The sequence below is a fragment of the Kordia sp. genome, from assembly GCF_045105435.1.
Classification (GTDB): Bacteria; Bacteroidota; Bacteroidia; order Flavobacteriales; family Flavobacteriaceae; genus Kordia.
In genome coordinates this window covers 1-2,571 of the sequence record NZ_JBGCDL010000143.1, presented here as the reverse complement: position 1 = coordinate 2,571, position 2,571 = coordinate 1, and the positions used below count along the sequence as shown (strand labels likewise).

1 protein-coding gene is annotated in these 2,571 nt (G+C 34.0%); it reads left to right on the top strand.

Features of this window, described 5'->3' with window-relative positions; genetic code table 11:
• Positions 1–2,571, top strand: a 2,571-nt coding sequence (locus tag AB8B65_RS07570; RefSeq protein ID WP_405300279.1) for a protein O-mannosyl-transferase family, incomplete at both ends; no start/stop codon positions are given.

The following is a 2,571-nucleotide window of genomic DNA, read 5'->3' as shown; positions in this document are numbered from 1 at the left end:
AGTATACACCTTGTCTTTTGCACTTATGACAGGAATGATTTATGCAATGCTACTTTGGGAACAAACAACAAATCGTAAAAAAGAAATTAGATATGCTTTTTTAATTGCACTCCTTTTAGGAATTTCTACAAGTGTGCATTTGATCACAATTGCCATTGTTATTCCTTTTTCAGTTGTAATAACACATAAAAAGTTTGGACTTTCTTTTAAGAACTTCTGCTTAGCAATTTTAGCAGGTGGTATCACTTTTATTCTTATCTATAACTTTATTGTTCAAGGACTTATAGAACTTGCAAACACACTTGATATGTGGCTCGTAAATTCATATAAAATGCCTCTAAACTCGGGAGTTATTGTATTATTAACACTTATTGCTATAAGTATTAGTGTCATATTAATTCTATCTAAAAGAAAACACAAAACACAACTGCATCATATTACGTTGGGTGTGGTTTTTTTCCTTGTAGGGATGAGTTCCTTTTTTATGCCAATGCAACGATCGGATGTAAATTTATTAATTGCTAACAGTGTAAAAAACAGTAATAAAACACTGCAATATGTACGTGCAGAACAATTTGGTATTGGTGCCATTCCTTTACTTAAAGGACCTGTTTACAATGCGCCTTTAGACAAAGATGTTGCTTTTGTTGATGTAAAACCTGAATACAGCTATAATACCAATTCTGAAAAATACGAAATGGTACACGATGGCAAGTTTAAAGAAGTAAACTATGCATCCGAATTTACCACGTTTTTTCCGCGGATGTTTGATAAAGGTGATACCGAAAAATACAAAGCTTGGACACCAATTTTTGGAGAACCTATCAACTATCCAGTGCGTGGCGAAATGGTTACAATCAACAAACCAACTTTTGCAGAAAACATAAGCTTCTTCATAAATTACCAAGCAATTTGGATGAATGCGCGTTATTTATTTTGGAATTTTATTGGAAGACAAAACGATCATCACGGTTTAGGGTATATTAAAGATGGAAATTGGATCAGCGGCTTCAATGCATTTGACAAAAGTCGTGTTGGAGATATTTCTGTAATGCCCGAATCGTATAAAAATCATAAAGGAAATGACGCCTACTACTTTCTACCTTTTATCTTAGGAATTTTAGGAATCATCGCTTTACGAAAACACAAACAATACTTATGGATGACATTATTGTTGTTTCTCACGTTCGGAATCGGCATTACCATTTATGTCAATCCAGTTCCCTCTAGTATTTTGATTCGTGAGCGCGATTATATTTTTATTGGTTCATTCGTAATTTTTGCTTTATGGATTGGTCTTTCAGTAGTCTTTCTCACGCAAGTGTTAACCGCCATAAAAACGCCAAAAACACGCATCAGTATCGTTGCCGGAATTGTATTTTTAGCAGCGCCATTTCAATTATTCGCGAAAGGTTGGGACAATCACCAACGTGGACATGATTATTTTTCATATAATTTTGGAAAAGCCTATTTAGACGCTTGTCCAGAGCAAGCTATTTTAATTACTGAAGGCGATAATATGACGTTTCCGCTTTGGTATTTACAACAAGTAGAAGGCTATCGCACGGACGTTCGAGTTATCAATTTTAGCCAATTGAATATTGATGCGCACATCGATAATTTAAAGAAAGCTACATACAATTCTAAACCGATTAAACTCAATCTTGATCCTGATTTTTATGTAAATGGTGCTGAAAAATTAATTCCTTTGCAGGAAGAAACAAAAGATGCCGCAGTATTGCCAATTTTGTTTGAATTTTTAAAGAAAGATGATACGCGAATTAATTGGAATGGACGTATGCGACATTATATTCCGTCCACTACATTTTCACTTCCTATTGATACAACACGCATTAAAAAAATAGTAGATCCGAAAAAATTAAACGCTTCGTACACTTCCGCTATTACCTGGCAACATGCTAAAAAGTTTTATGGTTTAAATGAAATTGTATTGCTTAATTTGTTGCAAAATAACATTAACGAACGTACAATTTGCTTTGCTTTTAACGGTAAAAAGAACCATCATATAAACTTAGATCCGTATTTAATTCAACATGGCATGGTGAATATTTTAGCGCCAATTCAACGTAAAAATCCAAAATTAAATCCAAAGATTGTCGATACCGAAATGATGTATCCGTACATTATGAATACTGTAAAATTTGATGGTTTTCAGGATGATTCTAAGTTTATTCGCAATGAAAACGTAACGTATGCAAGCGATATTTTACGCCAGAATTATTATTATTTAGCACAAGCTTTGTTAGAAGAAGGAAACGCACAAAAAACCATTGCCGTTTTAGACAAATGCACTACCCTTTTCCCAAATAAAACAGTTCCCTACAAACAGTATTCGTATGCCATTGGAAAATTATATGTGCGTGCAGGAAATATTGAAAAAGGAACTGCTATTTGTAAAACTGCCATGCAGAATATTTGGGACGAATTGCAATGGATGACTTCTTTTGACCCACCGTATCCAATTATAAATTTACGGCATGCATATCGTTTAAAAGGTATGTATTTTCAAATGCTGCAACAATTTCCAAGTGGTGTACAAAACGCGCCAAT